21 protein-coding genes are annotated in these 23,133 nt (G+C 43.1%); 6 read left to right on the top strand and 15 right to left on the bottom strand.

All coding sequences use genetic code 11. The features are described 5' to 3' along the window. Positions 1-208: 208 nt before the first annotated feature. From P0078_RS22345 to csrA (P0078_RS22330), 4 genes are all read right to left on the bottom strand, one after another. Positions 209-463, bottom strand: a complete 255-nt coding sequence (locus P0078_RS22345) for a hypothetical protein (protein ID WP_282932073.1) — start codon at positions 461-463, stop codon at positions 209-211. Between the two features lie 391 nt (positions 464-854). Next, positions 855-2,219: an IS4 family transposase gene (locus tag P0078_RS22340; protein ID WP_502867289.1), complete on the bottom strand. Its 1,365-nt coding sequence runs from the start codon at positions 2,217-2,219 to the stop codon at positions 855-857. A 188-nt stretch (positions 2,220-2,407) separates the two neighbouring features. Further along, the gene (locus P0078_RS22335) at positions 2,408-2,905 is read right to left on the bottom strand and encodes a hypothetical protein (RefSeq protein WP_282932071.1); all 498 of its coding nucleotides are present in this window, start codon (positions 2,903-2,905) and stop codon (positions 2,408-2,410) included. A 1,149-nt stretch (positions 2,906-4,054) separates the two neighbouring features. Beyond that, the gene (gene csrA / locus P0078_RS22330; RefSeq protein ID WP_282932070.1) at positions 4,055-4,234 is read right to left on the bottom strand and encodes a carbon storage regulator CsrA; all 180 of its coding nucleotides are present in this window, start codon (positions 4,232-4,234) and stop codon (positions 4,055-4,057) included. Between the two features lie 717 nt (positions 4,235-4,951). Here csrA (P0078_RS22330) and ltrA point away from each other — a divergent pair. After that, the gene (gene ltrA, locus P0078_RS22325) at positions 4,952-6,250 is read left to right on the top strand and encodes a group II intron reverse transcriptase/maturase (protein WP_282931929.1); all 1,299 of its coding nucleotides are present in this window, start codon (positions 4,952-4,954) and stop codon (positions 6,248-6,250) included. A gap of 1,539 nt (positions 6,251-7,789) precedes the next feature. Here the strand turns inward: ltrA and P0078_RS22320 are convergent. From P0078_RS22320 to P0078_RS22280, 9 genes are all read right to left on the bottom strand, one after another. Beyond that, entirely contained in the window at positions 7,790-8,074 is a 285-nt protein-coding gene (locus tag P0078_RS22320; RefSeq protein ID WP_282932069.1) for a hypothetical protein, read from the bottom strand. 65 nt (positions 8,075-8,139) lie between these two features. Then, entirely contained in the window at positions 8,140-8,838 is a 699-nt protein-coding gene (locus P0078_RS22315; RefSeq protein ID WP_282932068.1) for a zinc metalloprotease, read from the bottom strand. Positions 8,839-10,776: 1,938 nt separating this feature from the next. Then, positions 10,777-11,268: a hypothetical protein gene (locus P0078_RS22310; RefSeq protein WP_282932067.1), complete on the bottom strand. Its 492-nt coding sequence runs from the start codon at positions 11,266-11,268 to the stop codon at positions 10,777-10,779. Positions 11,269-11,310: 42 nt separating this feature from the next. Continuing rightward, a complete protein-coding gene (locus P0078_RS22305; RefSeq protein WP_282932066.1) occupies positions 11,311-11,601 on the bottom strand; it encodes a hypothetical protein in 291 nt (96 codons plus the stop codon). A 161-nt stretch (positions 11,602-11,762) separates the two neighbouring features. Then, the gene (locus P0078_RS22300) at positions 11,763-12,281 is read right to left on the bottom strand and encodes a hypothetical protein (protein ID WP_282932065.1); all 519 of its coding nucleotides are present in this window, start codon (positions 12,279-12,281) and stop codon (positions 11,763-11,765) included. 114 nt (positions 12,282-12,395) lie between these two features. Next, positions 12,396-12,803, bottom strand: coding sequence for a hypothetical protein (locus P0078_RS22295; protein ID WP_282932064.1), 408 nt, complete (start codon positions 12,801-12,803; stop codon positions 12,396-12,398). Positions 12,804-12,907: 104 nt separating this feature from the next. Continuing rightward, on the bottom strand, positions 12,908-13,210 hold the full coding sequence (locus P0078_RS22290) for a hypothetical protein (protein WP_282932063.1): 303 nt from the start codon (positions 13,208-13,210) through the stop codon (positions 12,908-12,910). Between the two features lie 1,155 nt (positions 13,211-14,365). Beyond that, positions 14,366-14,545, bottom strand: coding sequence for a carbon storage regulator CsrA (csrA, locus tag P0078_RS22285; protein ID WP_282932062.1), 180 nt, complete (start codon positions 14,543-14,545; stop codon positions 14,366-14,368). A gap of 1,350 nt (positions 14,546-15,895) precedes the next feature. Continuing rightward, positions 15,896-16,519 carry an IQM protein middle domain-containing protein gene (locus tag P0078_RS22280; protein WP_282932061.1) on the bottom strand — a complete coding sequence of 208 codons (624 nt, stop codon included), beginning with the start codon at positions 16,517-16,519 and terminating at the stop codon, positions 15,896-15,898. A gap of 494 nt (positions 16,520-17,013) precedes the next feature. Between P0078_RS22280 and P0078_RS22275 the strand changes: the two genes are divergently transcribed. From P0078_RS22275 to P0078_RS22255, 5 genes are all read left to right on the top strand, one after another. Beyond that, positions 17,014-17,337 (top strand): hypothetical protein, encoded by a 324-nt coding sequence (locus P0078_RS22275; RefSeq protein ID WP_282932060.1) that lies wholly within the window; start codon positions 17,014-17,016, stop codon positions 17,335-17,337. A 161-nt stretch (positions 17,338-17,498) separates the two neighbouring features. Further along, positions 17,499-17,720 carry a hypothetical protein gene (locus P0078_RS22270; protein WP_282932059.1) on the top strand — a complete coding sequence of 74 codons (222 nt, stop codon included), beginning with the start codon at positions 17,499-17,501 and terminating at the stop codon, positions 17,718-17,720. 660 nt (positions 17,721-18,380) lie between these two features. Continuing rightward, complete coding sequence (locus P0078_RS22265; protein WP_282932058.1) at positions 18,381-19,166, top strand: hypothetical protein; 786 nt, start codon at positions 18,381-18,383, stop codon at positions 19,164-19,166. Between the two features lie 338 nt (positions 19,167-19,504). Continuing rightward, positions 19,505-19,888, top strand: a complete 384-nt coding sequence (locus P0078_RS22260; protein ID WP_282932057.1) for a hypothetical protein — start codon at positions 19,505-19,507, stop codon at positions 19,886-19,888. 465 nt (positions 19,889-20,353) lie between these two features. Continuing rightward, on the top strand, positions 20,354-21,028 hold the full coding sequence (locus tag P0078_RS22255; protein WP_282932056.1) for a hypothetical protein: 675 nt from the start codon (positions 20,354-20,356) through the stop codon (positions 21,026-21,028). On the opposite strand, the gene P0078_RS22250 is transcribed toward P0078_RS22255, so the two are convergent. Together P0078_RS22250 and P0078_RS22245 are read right to left on the bottom strand one after the other, a co-directional pair. Then, positions 21,025-22,206 (bottom strand): hypothetical protein, encoded by a 1,182-nt coding sequence (locus tag P0078_RS22250; RefSeq protein ID WP_282932055.1) that lies wholly within the window; start codon positions 22,204-22,206, stop codon positions 21,025-21,027. The two genes, P0078_RS22255 and P0078_RS22250, sit on opposite strands and share 4 nt — an antisense overlap. Then, positions 22,203-23,129 carry a serine/threonine protein kinase gene (locus P0078_RS22245; protein WP_282932054.1) on the bottom strand — a complete coding sequence of 309 codons (927 nt, stop codon included), beginning with the start codon at positions 23,127-23,129 and terminating at the stop codon, positions 22,203-22,205. The genes P0078_RS22250 and P0078_RS22245 overlap by 4 nt, the downstream gene beginning before the upstream one ends. Positions 23,130-23,133: the final 4 nt, after the last annotated feature.

The raw sequence follows: 23,133 nt of genomic DNA, 5'->3' as shown, positions 1-23,133 counted from the left end.
TTATGGTCAATATTTGATCGCATCTAAGAAAGCAAAGACATAAATTAGTTTTTCTACAGCCTAAACATCCACAGCAGGGCGGCTTACTTTGTGCACGTTTTGCGAAAAAATGGGAGCGGAGCGACCTGCGAAAAAAGCGCACAAGGTAAGCCGTCCCGCAGGGGTCCGGAGGGCCGTGGCAAACTGCCTGTGTTTGTTAAGGCCTCAACTAATCGCAGCCTGAGTCACCGAAACCAAAATCTATGCCACCACCAAAACCATCAGTTGACGATGGCACTCTTGTTTGCGCTGCTTTCTTCTGCCGCAATTCTTTCTCTACAACTTTTCGCTTATCTTCGATTACAGATTTCTCAGACTCTGTAAATTTCTGATTCTCTAAAAGCTCAGCACCACAATACATACACTTATCAAATCCAGTGTTCTGAATCTGACGATCACATATATGGCACAAGCCTTTGTACATGTTTACTTGCCTTTACGCCTTTGTAACGGGTAGCTTTGCTGCGAAGCAGCGCTTAATGCTGTCCAGCCCGAAGGGCGATCGTTGACAAACTTGTTATGTGTTTGCACTACGCCCCCCAACTATTGCGAATCAAAAAAACGCTACTCCAGCTAATACAACCGCAAGTGCCGTGTGGTTTGGCGCTATGCTGCGTACATAAATCAAAGGCGAACCAGCCATCGCCAATGATACAAATAGGTATGCAAGTTGCGGCCACCTTTTTGTACCGTTCATATTCTTCCGCCAGGCATTCAACAACAGAGTGCCAGCTGGAATGAAAACGATCATGAATACTTCAAATATTCCCATATATCTCTACGACACATAACGCCTGCACTATGTTTTATACACATCATTTAAGCCCATTTAAAGCCTCTGCTGCTTCAATATAATGGAGCAGTTTGGTATATCCCTGCCAAACAGTTTTAACCCCTGGTTCGCCATCACCTTTACGTCCTAGAAATCCCCCTAGGCCTGCCAACATACGCGTTATATCTCTTATGCTTGGAGGTATATTCGGTGGGGAACTTTTATCTCGCATCATCCATACCATGCGCCATTCTTTTTCAGAGTAAGCACTCGTACATGGTTCATCAGGAAGACTTCTTGCTTGTGTAGTTATCGAATGTAGTCGCCATCCAATAATCATATAGATCGCAATACAATTCAACATTCGCTGCTCTGCTCTAAAACGATTACTTTCTATCTGGCATCCGCCTTTTACTACCCGAAAATAGGTTTCAATTTCCCACCGGCTTCGATACCACTCAATGATAACTCTTGCCTGCTTAAAGTCTTCAACTGGAAGATCAGTTAACAGCATCCACTCAATGCCTTTTTCACCCTCTGGTGGGTTTAATTCTTTAGCCAATACAGCATAGAGAGAAAGTGGTCGTTTAGATTTTCCTTTCCCAAGTAGCCGTATCTCAGTAGTGGATACACTGACTTTGGCTTTTCTTCCAGGTTCTCCATTCCGTTTGGGAATATCTACCGTGTATAGACCAACAGATTTCTGCTCATTCATATGATCCCAAAGCAAAACTGTTTCTTCTCCATCGAGCTCTAAAGTGCGATTGGCCTTAGCTCGAACGATATAGCTCGCCCGCCGCTGTTCACTTTGATCTTCAGCCCGTTGAAACCACTCATGAATATCACCCTCTCTATCAGCAATACTCACAATTGTGCTTTCAGGGCAGCGCTCCTGTATCTGACAAGCCGTTTCGTAATGGTCTAGCCAGCGTCGACTCTCCTTATCCTTTGTCGACTTGGTATAGCGAGAATTAGAGCTTGACACCTTGTCTCTCTGCCACATACTACCCTCAACAACACCCAAGTTAACCCTTGATGGCGTTATAGCGATTGAGGTGTGCAAAAGTTGCTGATTGGTCTCTTTCCGTCGAAGAGTTCCCATCTCTTTACTTTCTAGGTCAGTGGCAAAATTTAAAAAGGTAGTATCTTGAGGAATAAGAACAACGGGCTGCGCTTTGATTCTCTCAAGAGTTGCTGATTTATGGCCGCTCATAATAGAGTCAAAGTTGACTTTATCATTTTCGATAAAGCGATAAGCCGCAAACGTTTCTGCCCAAGTTTTGTTTGCGCAGGGAATACTATTCTTTGGGTCGGAACTTAAATTACTGAGAATATTAGACAGGCGCTTATTCAAGCGTGTATCATCCATAACCTGATTTTTTATTTCGTCCATGACCCAGTCCTGCATAATTATCCAATCAAATCTGTAATTCATGCCAGGTCAAACTGTAACTTATTGATTTACATAATAAAACCGGAAAAACTTGTGTATAAAACTTAGCGCTTTGCTAAGGGGCAACCGAAACGCAGTGTAGGTTGTCCCACGGAGGCCGCGATCTTTGCGACCGGAGTGTACTTCAGCAACTTGTTAAATCCCTACTGCCAGAGCTTCAAGTACTTGCTATGAAGCTCTTTCCGCTCTTGATCTGACATGTTTGAAATTGCCAAACCTTTAGCGCACCTATTTTCGATCACATACTCCTGCCAGCTCGGAGGGAAACCTGAAAGCCTAACCTCTGGCCCAATTTTCTTAAAGTGAACCAGCTTGAGAGTAAAGTAACTAAACTCTTGTTCTCCACGCATAACTTGGAATGATTGCCAAAAATGCATATGCCCAAAGAAAACAGATATCATTAAAACGAGCGAGAAAAAAGGAACAAATCGCTGGGATTTTGCAACTATACCAAGTACCAACTCCAAAAGTGACCAGATAGCAAGCAACAGGAAAACTATCGTATACATCCAAAAAGGATTCAATGGATCCGGGCGGTAATCCCATACTTCCTCAAAACTCCAGCATTCGAATGGAGTTACCGTGATAAAAATATGAAATCGGAAAAAAATCAGAACTGCCGTAACCGACAGTACTAGCACCGTTAATCTCCAATAACTTGATTCCACGTATCTCATTTCTACTATGACTTAACAGTTAATTCAAAAGAAGCTTCTTTATATCACCCTGCTTTATATTTCTATGCCTCACTTCCTTTGGGGACTCAAAAAAGCTCATAAAATCAATGAATTATCGTAACTTGGCGCAAATATGCAAGAATAAATACCAAGCAGCGTCTTTATAATTCTGTATATTCTCTGCTTTATATCATTTTTGGAACCCTTTAAGTATCAATGAGTTACGGAGTTTCACCTAGAAATAGGAGCAGCTGCTGCTGATTTTGTTGTAGAGTGCACAACTGTATACTTTTCAGTCAAAACCTATCTATATAACCACAAACCGACGATCTGAGAGTTATGTCTAGCCTACCACTTATACCCTAAAATCAGCCCCATCACTCGCAGGCGCTTGCGCACGGTGTACTCCATATCATCAGGCGCGACCTCCTCCCCACCTGTAAGCCCAAGCTTCACTTTCTTGTAAGTACAGGTCGATATACAGTACCTCCACTCACCTTTCTACCCCTACTTTATTGATCTCCTAATTTTTGTCACCCGGCGTCAACAGGTTCTCCGCTGCTACCACCCTTATACGTGGCAACAACGAATCTGGGGGGCTGACTACAGGCTCGGGAAAGCATGAAGGGAAGCACAGATTCCGTCAAAAGTGGAACCTCCATTGCTGGCAGCTGGATTGATCGCTGACTCGGCGCACAAGAGCTAGGGAGCACTGACGGAAATATTCCTCCATCACTATGAGGCTAGATATCTTGGCAGCCGTGGGCTCTAGCTTTAGCACAACGCCGAAAGCCGCTTTAAACAACTGGTGGGCTCGTCAACATTCATCTGGAGGGTCTGTGTATAGCAAGCCAAGCATTGAGTACACGTCTTATGGCGCTGGCAAGGCTTGCCTACCCTCTCTTCCTGTCGGATAAGAGGGTCTGCTTGTTAAACACCTCCAAGACTTCAGCATGGCCACTCCGAGTTCGCTACCTAATCACCTTTGGGATCCAAGAGGCATTCGAATCAGAGCGCGTATATCCCCTACCGAACAGAGGCGCAATGATTCTACTTGGAATCCCATCTTTTAATTACTGGGTGCCTTAAGTTGCCCTACCCTTTTTAGGATATTCAGGCCTTTGCTCTCTGCTGCTTTTTGATCCGCACATAGATTTCTTCACGGTAGATGGGGAGTGATTTGGGTGCGCTTATGCCTATCTTCACTTGATTACCTTTCACCTCCAGCACTGTGACTGAGACATTTGCTCCAATCCTTAGAAGTTCACCTGTCCGTCGCTTTAAGATCAACATACTTATTTCCTTCGATGGTCAAAGTTTGGGCGCTTCCGGGGTGGGAAAGCTTGGGTTTAACGTTTGGAGGAAATGTGGGGTGGTGCGCGGGGGCGGTAGGCAGAGAAGAGGAAAAGACGGGCGCTAGGCTTCCAGAGCTTGGGAACAGGCCCCAAGCCGCTGAATGTACTCCACTTTATTGAAGACGAGCGGGTTTCTAGCGTATTATCCATATAGCCAGTGCGTCCTGAGTATTTTTTTTTTATAAATAAAAAAAAAAATACGTGCTATCCAGGAGATGGAGGTCGGCCCTCCGTTATCGCTTTGCAGGAAGTGATAACAAACCCCCTCAAGGTGATCGGAGTAAAGAGCTTTGGTTAGAAGCGCTTGAGGAAAAGGCGTACGAGATACGTCAGGTATGTTGTGTAGAGACGAATGCAAATGAACCACTGATGAGGTGTCGAAAGCGTATTACCAAGATGATGTCAAAACCCGTGCACTGGCTAAGTGCGGGGATAAGCTTGGAGGTTACCTGTTTACCGACCGAGTGGCATCCGGCATAGAGGTGGCGTGAACACACAACAGGCTTTTGGGTGGAACAGGAGAACCTGTCGTCCAGGTGTTAAGGAAGAGCGTCAAGTAGAGGCCCTGCAAGACGTTGAGTACCAAGACTGGTCACAGGGGCGGAACAACCCGTAGTAGTGGAGAAGCGGCTGTAATGGACGTGGAGCGAAGGGGTTGTCGTATTCGGCGACTAACCGTGTAATCAACCCAGATGGGGAGGAATTAACGATTAGCGCAAAGCCATTCAATATTCCCAAGCGAGCGGTTTGGGAAGCGTGGAAGCAGATCAAGGCCAATGGCGGCGGAGCGGGGATTGATGAGATAACGATAGAGCAATATGAATCGAATCTCGCCAAAAACCTGTACAAGCTATGGAATCGGATGTCATCTGGCAGCTATTTTCCATCAGCCGTCAAACGAGTGGATATTCCGAAACTCGATGGCAGCCTGCGACCACTGGGTATCCCCACAATCGAAGATCGCATTGCGCAAATGGTGGCTAAGCAACTGCTGGAGCCAGAATTGGAGAAGGTATTTCACCCTGACTCCTACGGCTATCGGCCAGGCAAATCTGCTATAGACGCAGTGCGCCGAGCTCGACAACGATGCTGGGATAGAATCTGGGTAGTTGATTTAGATATCAAGGGTTTCTTTGACAATATTAATCACGAACTCCTGCTGAAGGCATTAGATAAACATAATAATCATCAGTGGGTCAGGCTCTATGTACAGCGCTGGTTAACGGCTCCAGTACAACATCGGGACGGACAGCTTGAAGAGCGAACACAAGGTACTCCACAAGGGGGTGTAATCAGCCCTCTACTGGCAAACTTGTTTTTGCACTACGCGCTGGACGCCTGGATGGTGAGAACGCACAGAGATATTCCTTTTGAGCGTTACGCGGATGATGCTGTTTACCATTGTCGTAATCCTCGAGAGGCGGATCGCTTACTGGCGGCTCTAAAAGCACGCTTGACTACCTGCGGGCTTGAGGCTCATCCAGAGAAAACGCGCAAGGTCTATTGCAAGAACAGTAATCGTAAAGACTCCCACCCAGTGATCCACTTTGACTTTCTGGGCTTTCGATTTGGTCCCAGAAAAGCAAGGAATCGCCAAGGACAGATCTTCACCGCATTTAGTCCTTCAATGAGCCCTAAGGCCTTCAAGAGGATTAAGGATAAGGTCAGGCAATGGCGAGTAATAAACTGGGTGGATCGATCACTATCTGAAATGGCAAAAGTACTTAATCCCGCAATACAGGGTTGGCTGAACTACTATGGTCACTTTGGGCGGAGATATGGTGTTTATCGACTTCAGAAGTATCTTGACCAAACGCTGATGCGTTGGGCCAGGAAGAAGTTTAAGCATCTGAAGCGAAGCTGTTTCAAAAGTTGGGCCTTTATTGGAAAAGTTCGTCAACAAATGCGCGGCTTGTTTGCACACTGGAGAATGGGAAGATTGAAAATGTGCTGAATACGAAGAGCCGTATGAATTGAGAGGTTCACGTACGGTTCTGTGAGAGGTCGAAGGGGAAGTTCCTTTGGTCTACTCGACTTTTGATAGGTAGAATATCAATTTGGTCAGCTGGCCCCGGGTGTTCCTAGCACCTTGGGTCAGCGCCTTTTACTTACTCTTACTTCACGCTACCGTTCTCCTTTGAGGGGATGGGTCTTTTAGAAAATTCTCGACTCTCTCGAAGCTTTCAATACTATTTAAACTTCTGAAGCGTTTTTAATTGGCTCGCTCAATTACGGCCAAAATACCAGAAATATCTATCGATTTTACGCAGCTTTGAGATTTAAACAAACTGAATAAATTCCAATAAGATTATTTTCGCGCCTATATTTTTATACATTTTTGACTAAGGAAGCCTCAGTCAACCATTGGAGAATTCAGTTCACATTGGAATTTACCCCATGATTTTCTGAAAAGATTAAAGAGTAATACTCTTATTCATATAGTTAACTAAAGGCAAAATCGTGGATTGTGAAAGTTCACTAATGATTTAAATGGCTCATTAGTTTTATGCTTGTAGCCGCATCCCTTGGTTAAATACAAGATGAACGGGATTCTATTGTAGGGATAAATATTGAGTTCGGCGTGAAGTTACCATCTTGCAAGTCAACTCCCCACATTAGCGCTATTGCTTGGTTATTTTGGGTTAAAACCAACCGTACAAGTAGCCGCTGGTAAGGTCGTTTTAGATTTTAGGCTTAGCTCTATCAGTTACGTGGACCTCAACCTTGTCTGTTCTGGCATAGCTAAAGCTCCAGGGGAATTCGATTACACTTCAATCCAGCAACGCATTCATACTGCAATCTCAGGTGAGCAAACCACAAATCTTTTACCGCTGGCTGGCGGGGCGGCGCCGGAATATGCCCAAAGGCTTGCCTTTTCAGATGTAGACCACTATTTAGAGCTGGTAAATTGGAGTGGCCGACAGCTGCCCCCTAAAAGGCGCGGGGCCATTGGAGCGGATGCACCACCTACCCGAAAACAGCTGGGCATCTCTCCAAAGCACTAGCTCTACCTCAACTTTGAAAGCCACTTAAGCGATTAGTGGGCTCAGCGGAAGTGGTGCGCCAAGTCTGTGCACAGAAAAACAAATGCTGGATGAACGGGTTACGCGATTGCCAGCGTTTTCTGCTTCCCACCTCCTGCTAAATTCAGCCTATTCACCTGGACCGGCTAGCTCGCTGTGCAGCTCTTTGCGCAATCTCTTGCTAATTGACCCGATAAGCGGCTATCAGGACTAGCATACCGCCTGTTTTAACGCCAAACCTCTGAAAGTTCACCAACTAGTATGGAAGTCAGGTTCTTCACCTAAATGCTTTTCAATTGATAAATGTTCTCAATCGTGATCATTGAGTGTCCAGAATTGCCATCTCGGACACCCACTAACTCAAAAGCTGTAAAAAATACTCTTCTCTCGCGCCCCAGTCTCGACCAAACAATTGACACCATAAGACGATCGCAAAAGAATTTTCTATCTACGAGATCAGATCAATCCACCTATTTTTCTCTATATAGGATAAACACATTATCTAACTCATGCGGCTCCCACTCTAAAGTAAAAGACTGATCACCCTTTGAAAATATAGCTTGAACTTTAACCACTCCACTCAAACCTTCAAGATTATTGATATCAGCTTTACCCCCTTCAGAATCCACTGATAATATCTCAACGTAAATTCTATTTTTATAAACATATTCCCACACACTCTCTAAAGCTCGCTCTTCCTCCTGGGCCGTAGAGCTCGAAACGACCTTTGATGCTAGGACTTTTATATCACCCATACTATCTCCCCTGCCGCAGGATACCAGGCTAAAAACCAATAATATTAAGCATAAATTTTTAAGCACTATGAAATACCATGATTCGCTAATTTACTTTCTAACCATTTCATATGAGTACTGTCATGCCTTTTAAGTACTGTTTCGCCACTATTCATAACAGATCTATAGTCCCCATTATGCTTACTTGATTTATGATATTCATCTTCAAGGCCAAGCATGTGACCAAACTCATGGACTGCACCACGCTGCCGTTGACCACCCGACTTCCTTACAAGCTTCAAGTCTTGACTATCCAGTGCAACGGTTCCCATTACAGGATTAACACTACTTACAGCAAACTTGCTAACCTTTTCTACGGTTATTTCCCAGTGATCCAACATCCAGCCACCTATTTGCGTCTCAAACCTAAAATCTATACCAATAGCTTTTCCAGATGTCAGATATTTAAGTATTCTTCCACCCCACTTGTTCTGTATAGCAAGCTTCCACCGACTAACAAAAAGTGACTTTTCTGATGAACTCCACTTACCACCTTCTCCATCCTCAAAGAAGAACTGGATCTTCATAAAAACTATAAGTAAATAATTTCCACTAGCCAACTTCACCAGATATAAATCGAATGCATCATTGACTCCACCATACCCTATAGTTCCAGATCGAACATCCGTTTCTGAAGCTATAACAGTCTCTCCTGACCTTAGCACTGACATGCGTTCCCCTAAGAAAATAAATATCAATTTCACAAAAAAACCAACGAGCATCATTATTCCCCCCGAAGTTCAGATATCAACTACAGGTAATGAAGTGTAATCGCACTCAAGGCTAATTTAAGAGAAGATCTGAAATATTACCTCACACGAAGTCAGATTTAGACAGTTAAACTAATCATTGATACTTACGGCCTCAGAATTATAGCGGTGCTGTCCCGGTTGCCCTTGAGGGCTCTCACCCAGATCAGACTGGTTTCAGAGATAGTGTAATAAAGATCATAGCGATCAACGGAAAGGCTTTTGAGCCCTTCCGCCAGTTCGATTGGCCTAGCCTAAGCTAGAGAGGGCAGCCAGCTTATGAACATGCAATCATAACCTGTCCAGATATCTTCGGTGTTAATAGGTTGATCTTCGACCACAATCCCATGCACCCACCAAACAAGGTTCATAATCCGACAATCCTGTTGACAAAGGTGGGAACCCCGCAAAATTACTTATATATGTCCACCGCAGTACCTATAGGCCAATGACTTTACCCTGGAGTGCCCAGGTACCCCTTACACTAATCTTTGGGTGTGCAATATTGCCGTTTCTCTGATACTTAATTGACTTAACATTTGTCTTTGGGGCTGAATTGGAAAAGCTCAAGGGCTGCCCCAATTCCACAAGAGCGATAACATCCGCTTGATATAATTTTACTAAGTAGAAACGATTTCCATCACAACTACTTTCCAGCCATTTTCTCTCATACACGCAACAAGCTGGATTGTAGCCATCGAGTCCTTCGGCCATGATTTAGGGCCATATATTTCCCTACTCATTTCTTCTAGAGAATCTATGCAAGCGAAAATTGTCCGCTCGAACGTCACATTTCCATTGATTCGTATGAATCACATTCACTCCGGTAGTCCTCAACCCAACAACCAGATAACCCTACACCAAAATCTCCCAAATCTATGGTCACTATTTCCTTCGCAACCTGTCGATATGGAGAAGTCGAATTACATCCAATACAAGCAACTAAAAAATATAATATTATGAAGTACTTCATAGAAGTATGGGGCCCATAGAAAATGTCCTGTGATTGTATAACATGGCGCTAACCAAGAATCCCAGAACTGAAAACCCAATAGTAGATTGGGCCGCAGACAGCCCACCCTGAGACTGCAAATTTAAAAAAACTATCCCGCCTTGGCGCCCCTATACTTGCAAGGCCCGTAAGCTCTTTCTCTTGAATTGGCTTTATAAGTCTGTAGGTTTTTACCAGCAGCCATCCAACCAGAAGTGGGAGTAATGTCAACAGAATGATAGTGCCGATTGTAAGTAAAGCTTCAGGTGATGATTTTCTCATTTATCTTATCAACTATTTAGAGTATTGGGGGCAAATGTACCGAGCGCACGCCGGTGCGTCCGGTGCTTTTACTCGTTAGGCATAGTACCGAATCGTCCATCAAAAGACGGCAGTAGCTACCATACCCACATAACACATGAAAACAGCATGCCCTATGACATGTACATGGCTGGGCGAGCTTGTTCGACCTGGTTATGCGTCGCTTTTTTATTCATGGCTTATAGACTTCAACATAGATTCAAATAAAAGTATTAAAAAAGCGCCACTAATAACTGGTAAAATTATTCCGAAAATGAAAAAAATAGCAGCCAATGAGCGACTACCTGTTTTATAGCACCTGTAGCCCTCTATGAACGGATACAATAGGAATCCTATCAATACGCTATATATGATGAACTCCGGGACCCTCAGTAAAGCTCCACCCCCTAACCTTTCCAGGCCGAGGAGGTAGATTACCGGATAAAGCAGGCCGGCTAGTATAAAAATAACTAAAAGATAAAGCCACTTACTCAAAACTCATATCTCTCCGCTGAAGCATACAACACCACGTTTAGCCGCGACCAAAACTGGGTGACTTTTTTGATATTGGCATTGCGATCACAAAAGACCCTCTACTTTAGACAAAGTACTGTAACGCTTTGTTATGAGCTGCGATAGCACGGGATATACGAACCAATAAAATGAATGTAATTGGTTTCACTTGTTACCTCAATTGGTGAGCCGGGTTTGATATCAATCAATATTGTATCGAAAGCCCGTTTACCATCAACTCCCTCTGCTCCCTTACATTCGATATATTTTGAGTCTCCTACTGACATCCTAATATAAATTCGATCTCCAACATCCGGAAAAACATGCCCGAACATACCATACTCTGTTCTTAAGCTACCCAAGTTTACGTCCTTAAGTTTCTTCATCTCAGCAGCGGGCATCTTAATTTGTTCGTCGCCTACTCTAAGATTAAAAATTCTGACATTATCCGTATTTTCATCAAGCTCTATTTCGAGAAAAAATTCCTTATAAGGCTCAGGAAGAACGCCCTTCAATTTTAGCTCGTGAACGTGTAATAAAGTTGTATCGTAGCCAAAAGCTGAGGCACACAAAAAATATGTTAATATTGCTAGTCGATTCATATCATAATCTCGTAATACAGGCGCCTAAACTTGTTAAGTTTTTTATGACCAATGTAAACCAACTAAACTTAAAAATGTTTTATTAGTTACTGGCATACCTGAAGAGGCCCCAACAACAACGCTGCCTAACCCACATTTTGGACAACAAGCTGTTTGCTCATTGTCAGTCCAGCGAACAATCTCACTTGGTGGAAAATTCTCCTCGCACATAAAACACCCGCAAATTTCACTTCGTAGAATTTCTTCCCGGTGATTTACTGCATGATCAGAGACCTGATATTGATCATACCCAAACTCCGAAGACAAATGTTGTTCAATACTTTGATATTTCATTCTGATGGATACTGGTCTTAACCTTAATACCTTGCGAAAATGTCTTGCTCACCGGGACATACTGCAGGGAGCATTTTTGTGTGAAAATGGTGCACAGTGACAGATATAAAAATGAGCGTAGTAGTATGTGCCTGAATACAGTAACTTGTTAGTCTTTGGAACTAGAAGAAACATTCCCACTTACAGTTGAACTCTTTAGTTTTTATATTAAAGCTATATTCACAGCCCTCAGCTGTAAGATCGTTGACTCTTCCATACACAGTAGAACCCACTTGCTTTTCGATAGAAATACCATCTGCGGATACTCGATTACCTGACCAGACCATGTTAGTTCCCTCGATAACAGCCAAACACAGTCCATCTGTGGCAACAAAGCAATTTGTTTCGCCATTGTACGCGACTGCTTCAATCATATCCCAATCTGTTTTTGCCATTACTTTTCTAGAATCTGGATCTACAAGATAGCCTTGACCACCAGCAACAATTAAAAATAGGTGTTTATCTTGTAACGGGAGCACTAAATTTGTTGATTCGCAATCGCCTTGGCTAAAGACGCCAACCCATTCCAAGTATTCCGAATCCAAAAATTTAACCCACAGAGTATTATTTCCTGACTCTATGAATGAATGCTCTTCAAATTCTCCAGACAATGGAGGTCTATCTAAAATACTTGCTTCCATTCCTTGAACTCATGTAGAGGCTAACTCGCCAATAAACTGTCCAGTGAGGCCCCTATAATAGGGACGGCCTCGTGCCAACCCAGCGGCGCTTAGTAGTCAGACTTCATTGGATTGTTAGGCAGGTTTAAACCAGCGTTCTGGTGCTCTTTTGTTTAGCAGATAGTATACCGCTAGAAAGCATGAAGCTTCGCCGATCCCCGTATATAGTGAGTAAGCACCCAGAGGTGTGAGAATGCTCATGCCGGAAACTACGACAGCCAAGATCAGGAAGGTACTTTTAGGATTCTCGGTCCTTTTTCTGATCATGCCAGAGACCCATAGCAAAATGGCACCCCATATAGGGATGAATATGTAATTAAAGGGGTCGAGTATTCCTGTTTCAGAGCTAAGCACGTAGATAAACTCTTCAATCAAGAAGATTAGAAAGCTTAGGGCTATGAGGAGGTACACCATCTTGATACTTGTAGGAGTAGCTAGTTTCTCTAGCTCAATATCTGATTCAGGTGCTTTGTACGGATTCATGAATGGTATACCTAACGTTCACATAACCGGCCGTAAACGGCGCGGCAGTTTGTTGTAGTCCAGCCAGCTCTGCTGGCGAGATTGATGTACTTGTTAACTGTTGATTACTGGATAGATTGCATAGAAAACAGCCCTACCCCTGTGACGGTAAGCGCTGAGGCAACGACTTTACGTTTAGTGCTAGATAATGTTATGCCCGGATAGTGGCGAATAATATCACCCGACAACCAAAACAATGGGAAAAGACAGGCTACCCACGCGGCTTGCCTTGTTAAAGCCAACGTACCATCTCGGCAGGGAATAACTATTCCATTTGATAGTGCTCCGACAACAAAGTAGGCCAACATCAAAAATAGAATTAGCCACAAAGCCAGTACTTTCCCACCAGCTTGTGCGACTTCGCTCATGACTACCCCAGACAGCTAACTGTTAATTCAAAAGAAGCTTCTTTATATCAGCCCGCTTTATATTTCTACGCCCGATTTTCTTTCAAATCTCAATAAAATCAATAAGTTACCTTATTTTTGTGTAAATACGCAAGAATATATACAAAGCAGCGCCTTTATAATTCTGTATTTTCTCAGCTTTACATCACCTTTGGCACCCTTTAAGTATCAATGAGTTACTGAGTTTCAACTAGAAGTAGGAGAAGCTTCTGCTGGCTTTTGTTATTGAAAGTACAGCTGTACACTTTTCGACCAGCGCTAACCAATTTACATGGCCCAAAACTGATAATCTGAGGGTTATGGCTTGCTAGCCACTTGTGCCCTCTAAGCAACCCCATCACTGATATGTGTTTGCACGCGGTGTGCTCCATATCATCAGGCATAGCCTCCCATCCAAGCTGTAAGCCTAAACTTCACTGTGTTGTAAACACAGGTCGACCCCCTCTTCCTTGACCTTATTGATATCCTGATTTTTGTCACACGGCGTCAACAGGTTCTCCGTTGCTACCATTCTTATACGTGACGGTAACGATTCTGCGGGGCTGGCTATACAGGTTCGGAAGAGCGTGACGAGTTGAAATCTAGCGATGTGGAGGGACACCTTGTATGTTAGGCGAGGAACAGAAAAGCCAAAGCATAGATTCCTTCAAAAATGGAACCTCATCTGCTGGCAGCTTGATTGATCACTGACTCAGTACACAAGAGCCAGGGTGTATTGACGGGAATATACCTCCTTCATCAAAAGGCTAGGCATCTTCACTTTGCGTAGGATCTGTTTTCAGCGCAATCCTTAAGGCTGCTTGAAGCAACTGATGGACCCGGAAACAATCATGTGGAGGATCTGTGTATAGCAAGTCAAGCATTGAGTACACGTCTTTTGGCGCTGGCAAGGCTTGCCTACCCTCTCCTCCTGTCGGATAAGAGGGCCTGCTTGTTAAACATCTCCAAGACACCAGCATGGCCACTCCGAATTCGTTACCTAATCATCTTTGGCACCCAAGTGGCATTCGAAGTAGAGCCCGTATATCGCCTAAGGAACAGAGGAGCAATGATTCTGCTCGGAGTCCCGTTTTCAAGTATTGGGTGCCTCAAGTTGCCCCACCCTTTTTAGGATATTCAGGCATTTGCTCTCTGCTGCTTTTTGATCCGCACATAGATTTCTTCACGGTGGATGGGGAGTGATTTGGGTGCGCTTATGCCTATCTTCACTTGATTGCCTTTCACCTCCAGCACTGTGACTGAGACATTTGCTCCAATCCTTAGAAGTTCACCTGTCCGTCGCTTTAAGATCAACATACTTATTTCCTTCGATGGTCAAAGTTTGGGCGCTTCCGGGGTGGGGAAGCTTGGGCTTAACGTTTGGAGGAAATGCGGGGTGGTGCGCGGGGGCGGTAGGCAGAGAAGAGAAAAAGGCGGGCGCTAGGCATCCAGAGCTTGGGAACAGGCCCCAACCTGCTGAATGTACTCCACTTTATTGAAGACGAGCGGGTTTCTAGCGTATTATCCATATAGCCATTTTGATAGTGCGATTATCAATTTGGTCAGCTGGCCCCGGGTGTTCCTAGCACCTTGGGTCAGCGCCTTTTACTTACTCTTACGTCACGCTACCGTTCTCCTTTGAGGGGATGGGTCTTTTAGAAAATTCTCGACTCTATCGAAGCTTCCAAAATCCTTTAAACTTCTGAGGCGTTTTTAATTGGCTCGCTCAATTACGGCCAAAATACCCAAAATATCTATCGATTTTACGCATCTTTGAGAGCGAAACAAACTGAATAAATTCCAATAGGATTATTTTCGCGCCTATATTTTTAGTTATTTTCAGCTGAGGAAATCTCAATCAACCATTGGCAAACTCAATTCACATTGAAATTCACTCCATGCTTTCCTTAAAAGATTAAAGAGCAACATTCTCAATCACATGGCTAACTAAAGGCAAAACCGGGGAATGTGAAAGTCCACTAATGATTTTATTGGCTCATTAGTTTTAAACTCGTATCCACACTCCTTTGTTAAATACTGGAAGAACGGGTTTCCGTTGTAGGGATAAATATTGAGTTCAGCATGGAGTTACCACCTTGCAAGTCACCTCTCCACATTAGTGCTATTGCTTGGTTATTTTTAGTTAAAACCAACCGTACAAGTAGCCGCTGGTGAGGTCATTTTAAATTCCAAGCTTAGCTCTATTCTTACCAGTATTGCCAAGATATTGAAGACTCTGATTACACTTGTACTCAACAGCGCATTCGCACGGTCGTATCTAGTGAGCAACGCAAAACTCTACTTTATTACTGGTGGTGAGCGCTTGAAAGAACCTAAAGCACTTCCCTTTCCATTGGAGCACTATTCCGAGCCAGTGACTGGAGTGGCCGGTATTTAGATCCTTAAAAACTAGGTAGTATGTGCGCCCCCTCCTATCTGAGAGACTTGATACCCCACCTCTCCACTGGCTATGTAGCTACCGAATTTTGAAAGCAGATTAAAGTCTGTAGCTGGCTGCCGGCAGCTGCCTCTCAGCGCTCCTTATAATCTGGCCTAACACCATAATCAGCCTTCCCCAAAAGCTGAACGTCAATTTCTGGTACTTCACTTCCCCTGCCTCTATGCCAGAGATGGAGAGTCTGCAGAAAGCTTTTATGGCTATTTACATCAGAGCCACTGCCATCTGGGGCCATCAGGATAAAGCCTTAACCTTTGCCCTTGAATATGTGTACGGCCGGTATAAGTATCCTCGCTCCCATCGACAGTTTCTCTAACAACAGTACCGCGAAAACGTTGATACCATTTGCCTCTATAATTCTGATCTTGAAAATTTTTTAAGCGCAACTTACAGGTTTTTGACGAAATCCCAAAATCCATTTCAGTTTCACTTAAGTCAACATTATTTTTTTCCAGTTCTTCTTTAAACTGCTCCATATAATCGCTAGTGGGCTGATAGTGGCCACTGAAATTATTAATATGCTCTATTATTCCACCTACCACCGAGATATGCCCAGCCGCAGCAACTGGTCGCCCCGAGAAAAATGCTGAATGGTGCTGAATGTCACCATTTTTGTTACCACAAAAGATACGCCCATTTTTATCCATAACGAATGCCCAAGATCCGCCAGGATTGGTATTAAGTCTCTCTCCGCGCCAAAACAGAAGCCCATCTTGTATCGTAACCTGATATTTTTCTCGTTCAGCTTCACTCATATAGGGCACAACAACTCCACTATAAGTATCTTTACTTAAACCGCTATCTTTTAGCATTCCAAGTTCTTTGTATGGCATGGCAGTTATCTCCTTTATAAATGCGCTTAATAGATAGCCATCAATAATAGCTAGTCATATTGATAACTATTTCAAGATTATTTCTATCTTCATTCGTAAGTTTGACTCCAATGTAAATCATTGTACTTCTGGTTACATACGCAGGGCCTTTCTTTGTGGGAAAGATACCCAATCCGGAGAGGATTTTGAGCATCGGCGTCAGTGTATTGAGGGTAGAATGCAAAAGCTAGTCGCCATCTTTGCGTTCGATATTGCAGCCTATGCTGTAATGAGCAACCACTACGGACTACTGTATTGCGCTCTATATCGGCGCAGAAGCCGCCAAAACTTGGTCCGATACCGAGATCCTTACTCCCTGATGAGAGCTTTTAAGAACTTCCGTACTAACTCAACGCTATCTTCAAAGGTACACTCTCGATTCTAGCGAAATAGAAAAGCTCCACGAGCTTAATGAATAACCATAATGAATGACTTGCCACTAGAGCCTATAAAGCATGATGAATTTCAATAAATACAATCAATCAGTGAAGACTTTAGTTCTGCATTACGCGAAACAACTAAACTCTGAAATTGCTCAATCGGTTGTTTCTGGAAACTCCAATTTAGATAGTAAAGAGGTGGCAGAGTCTTTGGCTTACTTTTTCTGGAAAATGACAGATCAAGCGGTTGATGACGAAAAAGACTGCAAGATGATTGAGGGTATTTCAGATATTCAGTCTTGGCTAGAAAAAGCACTTCATATATTTAGAGGTTACTTCAAAAAGCAAGGCTATCAGCAAGAGTGGTCAGAGGGCTATGACAAATACCATACTGGGTAGAGCTTCATAACAAACTTCCACCTAACTGTTATGAGGAGAAGTAAGGTCGCCACTTTTCGGAGGGGCATTCAAATCTCAAGCTTTGACAACGTATTCATACGGTAGTCTCAGGCAGACAACCCAAAAATCTACCTCCGTTTGTCGGCGGTGAACATTTGAGTATGCCGAAAGGGCTACCCTTTCAATTGGATCGCTATTTGGAGCTCGAGGATTGGAGTGGCCGACATTTAGATCTCAGAAAACGAGGCTGTATTGCCGAAAACACACCTCCTATCCTGGAGCGGCCTGGTATCTCACCCAGGCACTGGCTCTATCTCAACCGGAATTTTGAAAGTCGCTTTAAAGGCTTGGTGGGATCAGTGAAGGTGGTACAGCATCTGTAGTCACCTCAATAAACGCTGGGTACACGGTATTGGTGACTGCCGGCGCTTCCTCTCAGCTACCCCCTACTAATCTAGCCCTACTCCAAACATTCGATAGCACGATTGCCGGTTTTGTATCCAAAAATTACGCTACCTACAGACTGAACACTGACCCTCTGCATCCCCCCTTTTTCCACTAAATCAGAGAGGAAAAGCTACCAGAGCTGGTGCTTGCCACGTAACTGACACTACTCCCCCAATCTTTGGGTGTCCTGGATTACTCTTTATCAATTATTCACAAACCCAACCTATCTGCGCTGAATTCCCTCTTGTATTGGAGTTAGTGTGCCATCTGCCTAATGATGACGTATAAATTTTATTCATTTCTTGGTTTTCTACTCCGTGGGCTGATCTGCGGATGCTTAATGGGCTACCTGTCCCGCAACTGACTCCATTCTCTAATCTTTTGGTGTCCGGGATTGCTGGCATATTCGCACGCTAAATCCCGTATAACTACTTATCTAAGAAAACGTGAATTTATTGCCTCTCAATTCAGAGCCTCTCTCGATGGCTATTCTACAGCTAAACTGAGCGAGGGTATCAATTATGCCAAGGAAGCATCTGGTTATATCAAGAATAAAGAGAAATGGATCGATCGCGTAAATAATTCATGGTATGTTTTTGGAGAAGGAATTGGTTAAAAACACTGGAATAGATAAAATGAAAACCTGGGAGTTCATATGGAAGACTCACTCAAGGGAGTGCACGAGAAGAAAAATATTTAAGGAGATAATCCTCTCATCAGGTAAAGGCTACATCACGCTACTCACCATTTTTTCTGTACTATTCTTGCTAAGCTTGTCTGGATATATACTAACACTCCTTGAAATAACCAATTTTTACTTCGGTTTACCAAATGCAGGCGGTTTCTACATATTTTTGACATTATCATTTGAGTTCTTAGCCATAATAGTTCTACAGGTACTGAAAGAGAACTATATTAATAAAACACAATCAATTTTGAACTCACCTCAGGAACGACCAGAGAACTTTGACGAAGGTATACTCAGATATCTTAAATTCAGCTCAAAATTAAGAGAGGAGAACATAAGTCGTGAGGATATTGAGAACATTATGGATACTCTCGAAGCTAGAGAAAAACTGGCCGATTCATCAGGGGTATATGGAAAAGTTCTGGCTAAATATTTTGCCGCCTTGATATTAGCTTTACTAGCCACCATCGCAAAGACAGCAACTATTGAGCAAGCCGCTGTTGCAATTAGTTATCTCGGGATTCTAGGGTACCTATGCTATCAAATAGCATCCATAGTTCCAGCTCCACCCGAAAGGGTAAAAGAATTACGGTACTTTTTAACTATGTACCAGACTGAACTAGCAACCAACGCAACTCCCCTTCCCGCCCCGAAAAAGGTCCCATCTCCAAAAAATGAAGAACAAATAGTATGAGATAATAGGGCTTGCAATCATGATCAGCATTTATGGACAACCTCCAAATACAATATATAGGTCAATATATCGATTAACAAAAGAGCACAACCTCTCTAAAATCTGTATATCATCCATACGAATATTGTGTAGCCAATAACTCTTCCGTGAAGCACCCAGATATCTTTTAACGCAAGTCCCTAGCTGTGCCCTCACTATTTAGGAGGGACATTTCTGTCGTGTAGATATATAGAGATAATTCTGGACACCCAGCAAAAAAGAAGCTGCGTATTCGTGCGGTATCCTCAGGTAAACAGTCCAAAAGTCTACTTCCGTTTGTCGGCGGTGAGCGTTTGAGTATGCCGAAAGGGCTACCTTTTCAGCTGGATCACTATTTGGAGCTAGTGGACTGGAGTGGCCGGCATTTAGATCCCAGAAAACGAGGCTGTATTGCCGAAAACACACCTCCCATCCTGGAGCGGCTTGGTATCTCACCCAGGCACTGGCTCTATCTCAACCTGAATTTTGAAAGTCGCTTTAAAGGCTTGGTGGGATCAGTGAAGGTAGTACAGCAAGCCTGTAGCCACCTCAATAAACGCTGGGTACACGGTATTGGTGACTGCCGGCGCTTCCTCTCAGCTACCACTAAAGCAATTGCGCGACTGGCAGTATTCCACACCTGTTTCTCAATTATTCACAAACCCAGCCTATCTACGCCGAATCTCCATCTGTATCGGAATTGATATGCCATCTGCCGGAAGGTGACGTAAAAATTTTACTTATTTCTTAGCATTTCTACTCCGCAGGCCGATCTGCGGGTACTTAATGGACTGCCTGTCACGCAACAGCTGACCCCACTCTCTAATCTTTGGGTGTCCAGGGTTGCTTTGCCAAACGTAAAGTACTCCTTTATGCAAACAGAATTATGCCCTCGCCTTACTATACCTTCCCTCAGATACTTATCTATGTCTGGAACAACTGTTTACGATCAGCTACCAGTCAATAAAAGAATCTATAAGTGTATGGAGAAAATATCATCCTCATTCTAGTTTTCCGCAAAGTTTCATAGAAAACTAATAGTATCAAGAAAACAAAAGATGCCTTTTATATTGATAAAAAGCTGAATTATACATAGAATTATGTGAGGGACATTCGGCCAGCCTAGGCATTCCATCTTCACACAGCATCATGGATTAAGGACTAGTAATATGGGCAGTAGCTTCAAATCAGAACAAGATTTAGTTGCTACCTATACTGGGACTCTTGTTCAACTGAACGACAAAACTAAATCTTGGACTCAAGAATTTGACTGCGCAAGTAGCATAGCTGATGTAGTCTTATTTAATCTCAGAAAAGACTGGCAAGCACAGTCAGGACTGGGAAGAATAGCTCCTCGCTGGGCATTTACACTCTTCAGCCTCCCATATAGAAAACAATTTTCTTTAGAGTTTTTTATTGAAAGAACAGGGGCCACCAAAAGGACGGCGTTGATAATACTCAAAGAATATGAGTCTGCTGGCTACTGCCGAAAAGTAACTGGGAGGTCAGATTTATGGGTTAAATTTAAACAACCAACTAGACCCACAAAAAAAATAGTTGCAATTGAGGCAAAACTCAAAAACTGGCAAAGAGCCTTAAAGCAAGCGTATAGGTATTTAGAATACGCAAATCAATCATGGGTATTGCTCGACGAAAAATACAGCTCGTCTGCACTTCGCAATCTTAATGAGTTTAAGCGCCTAAACGTTGGTCTAAAAACAATGTCAACAAGTGGGAAAATTGATATAATTTGGTCTCCACAAATGCGTGACCCAAAATCCGATATTACATCCTGGCAGGCAAGTGCCAACTTGACGAAGCTAGCACTTGATAAAGCCATTTAAGAAATATGTTCTCTGGCATACTTATTAATTGCAGAGAGCCATGGGTTAATATGATCCCCATTACTGTGAAGATCTAAGTCAATTCTTTCACTTTCAATTTTATTATAAAAATCTTGAGCTGATTTCAGCCAACTTCTAAGTAATTCATATCGTTCAATTTCGCTGCATGAACTTAACTCACATATCTGCTTTGAAAAATTAATAAAATAATCCTTATAGAGATTTGGCTGATTAAAGGCGGGCTCTTTTGAAGCCGACATCGCCAAATCCCCATATATAGTTGGCTGATATATATCTGCCCATAAGGCCGAGGAAACACTCTTTATTTCTTTCGCCTCATTAATTCTAACCCAATTCAACAACCCAGGGATGTACATCTTAGCCCTAGGCCCCCTTCGGCTGTCATCAGACTCCAAAAATTTATCAATTGAAAACATGCGGGTGTTTTCAAAAGTTCCGCAAGTAACACTTATTTCTCCCACCAGACCAAACAGTAAACTCTCTGTATTAGAGTAACCAATAACAACATCAAGATCAGCCTTTTTTAAATCAGCTAAAAACCGTAACATCTCGAAAATCGAATCGATATCCTGAATTTGCTTTCTACGCCTTTCAATATCTACAAATACATATACCCCATCAACTTCCGGATGACTTGTGACCCAATTCAAAATCATACTTCTATAACTTGTATTTTTTATCATATGATCGGTAACTGGGAGGGTCATATATACAGGTTTATTAAGATCAATTTCTTTCAAGCACTGTAGAAATGGGGAGACCGTATATGCTTCTTGCTGCTCTACATAATTTGGTATCATTTGATCATAAAATCGAGCAGGAATAATGACACGGTCAAAATTTTGTCCCAACTGAAATGCTATACACCTCTCTGCAGATTCATGAGCACTAGCCGAAAAATCAATTGTTGAGAAACCTCCACTAACCACTTCCGGGAAGAAGTCATAGGTTTGAAGCTTACTTTTTTGGGAATTAGGTAAATAAAATTGAGGGTCAAAGAAAGAACAGCCTTTGGTTTCAGAAGACAATTTCTCGATTTGATTGATGGGCTGATGTACCGGGCTTAGTATTAAGCCATCACCAATATTATCATCCTGAAAAGAGTCAATATTCCAATTTGCGTTATGCCCAACCTGATGATATAGCTTAATTGTCATGAAATTTCCCTTAAATCATTCAAAAGCCGTTCGGGGCGTCTATACCGCCGATATGGCTCTTTTTCCATTAACCTTTCAACAATGGCCGATAACTCATTTGATACTCCAGCAACTTCCCTCAAAGGTGGGGGGTGGATATTTAATATATTCCGGAGGATCTCATCCCAGGTAGACTCACCCCTAGAGGAGAATGGGTTAATCCCTGATAGAAGCTTGTAAGCAAGTACACCAATACTAAACATATCGCTCTTATACGAGATCTCTAACTTTCGGTTTGCTGCTTGTTCGGGGCTTGCATACTCGGGGGTACATGGGCCCATATGAGCCACACTTGCTGTAACTCCTTTGGACAGAGTCTCCCTTAAAATACCCAAATCAATAATAACGATACTATAATCGTCGCGAACTAGTATATTCTCAGGCTTAATATCTCGATGGACATATTTACGCCTACCCGACCATAGAACATTTAATCCAGTTACGAGCTGCAACATTAATTTAATTACAGAAGATTCAGTTTGAAACCCATCTATACACTCAGATAGTGGCTGCCCTGAGATTTTTTCTTCAATGGTCACAGATAGCTTTCGAGGTAACTTCTCATCTGTTCTTGGATCAAAAGTAAGAAGCTCAAAGTGATGTAATTTTGGATAAAAGGGTGAATTGATTTCCCTGAGAACGGAAATTTCTTGTTGTGATCTTGCCACCTCTACCCGGTTAGATCCATTCGCAACTTTAACTACAACCTCTGCCCAGCTGGACCAAGAGCAAACCTCCCCCTCATCTCCCCCAGGTCGTACAAAATCCCTAAAATGGCAAAAATAGACTGTCCGCTGCCCCGACTTACTAGCCCTCCCAGTAATCTGAATTCCTGGATAATGAGCGGATAAAACGGCTTTAAGAGAAGAATCATCTAGAGGCATACTC

Origin of the sequence: Microbulbifer sp. VAAF005 (assembly GCF_030012985.1) — a bacterium.
In the GTDB taxonomy this organism is placed as follows: Bacteria; Pseudomonadota; Gammaproteobacteria; order Pseudomonadales; family Cellvibrionaceae; genus Microbulbifer.
Note: the sequence above shows the minus strand (reverse complement) of the source record. Positions and strands in the feature narration are given on the sequence as shown.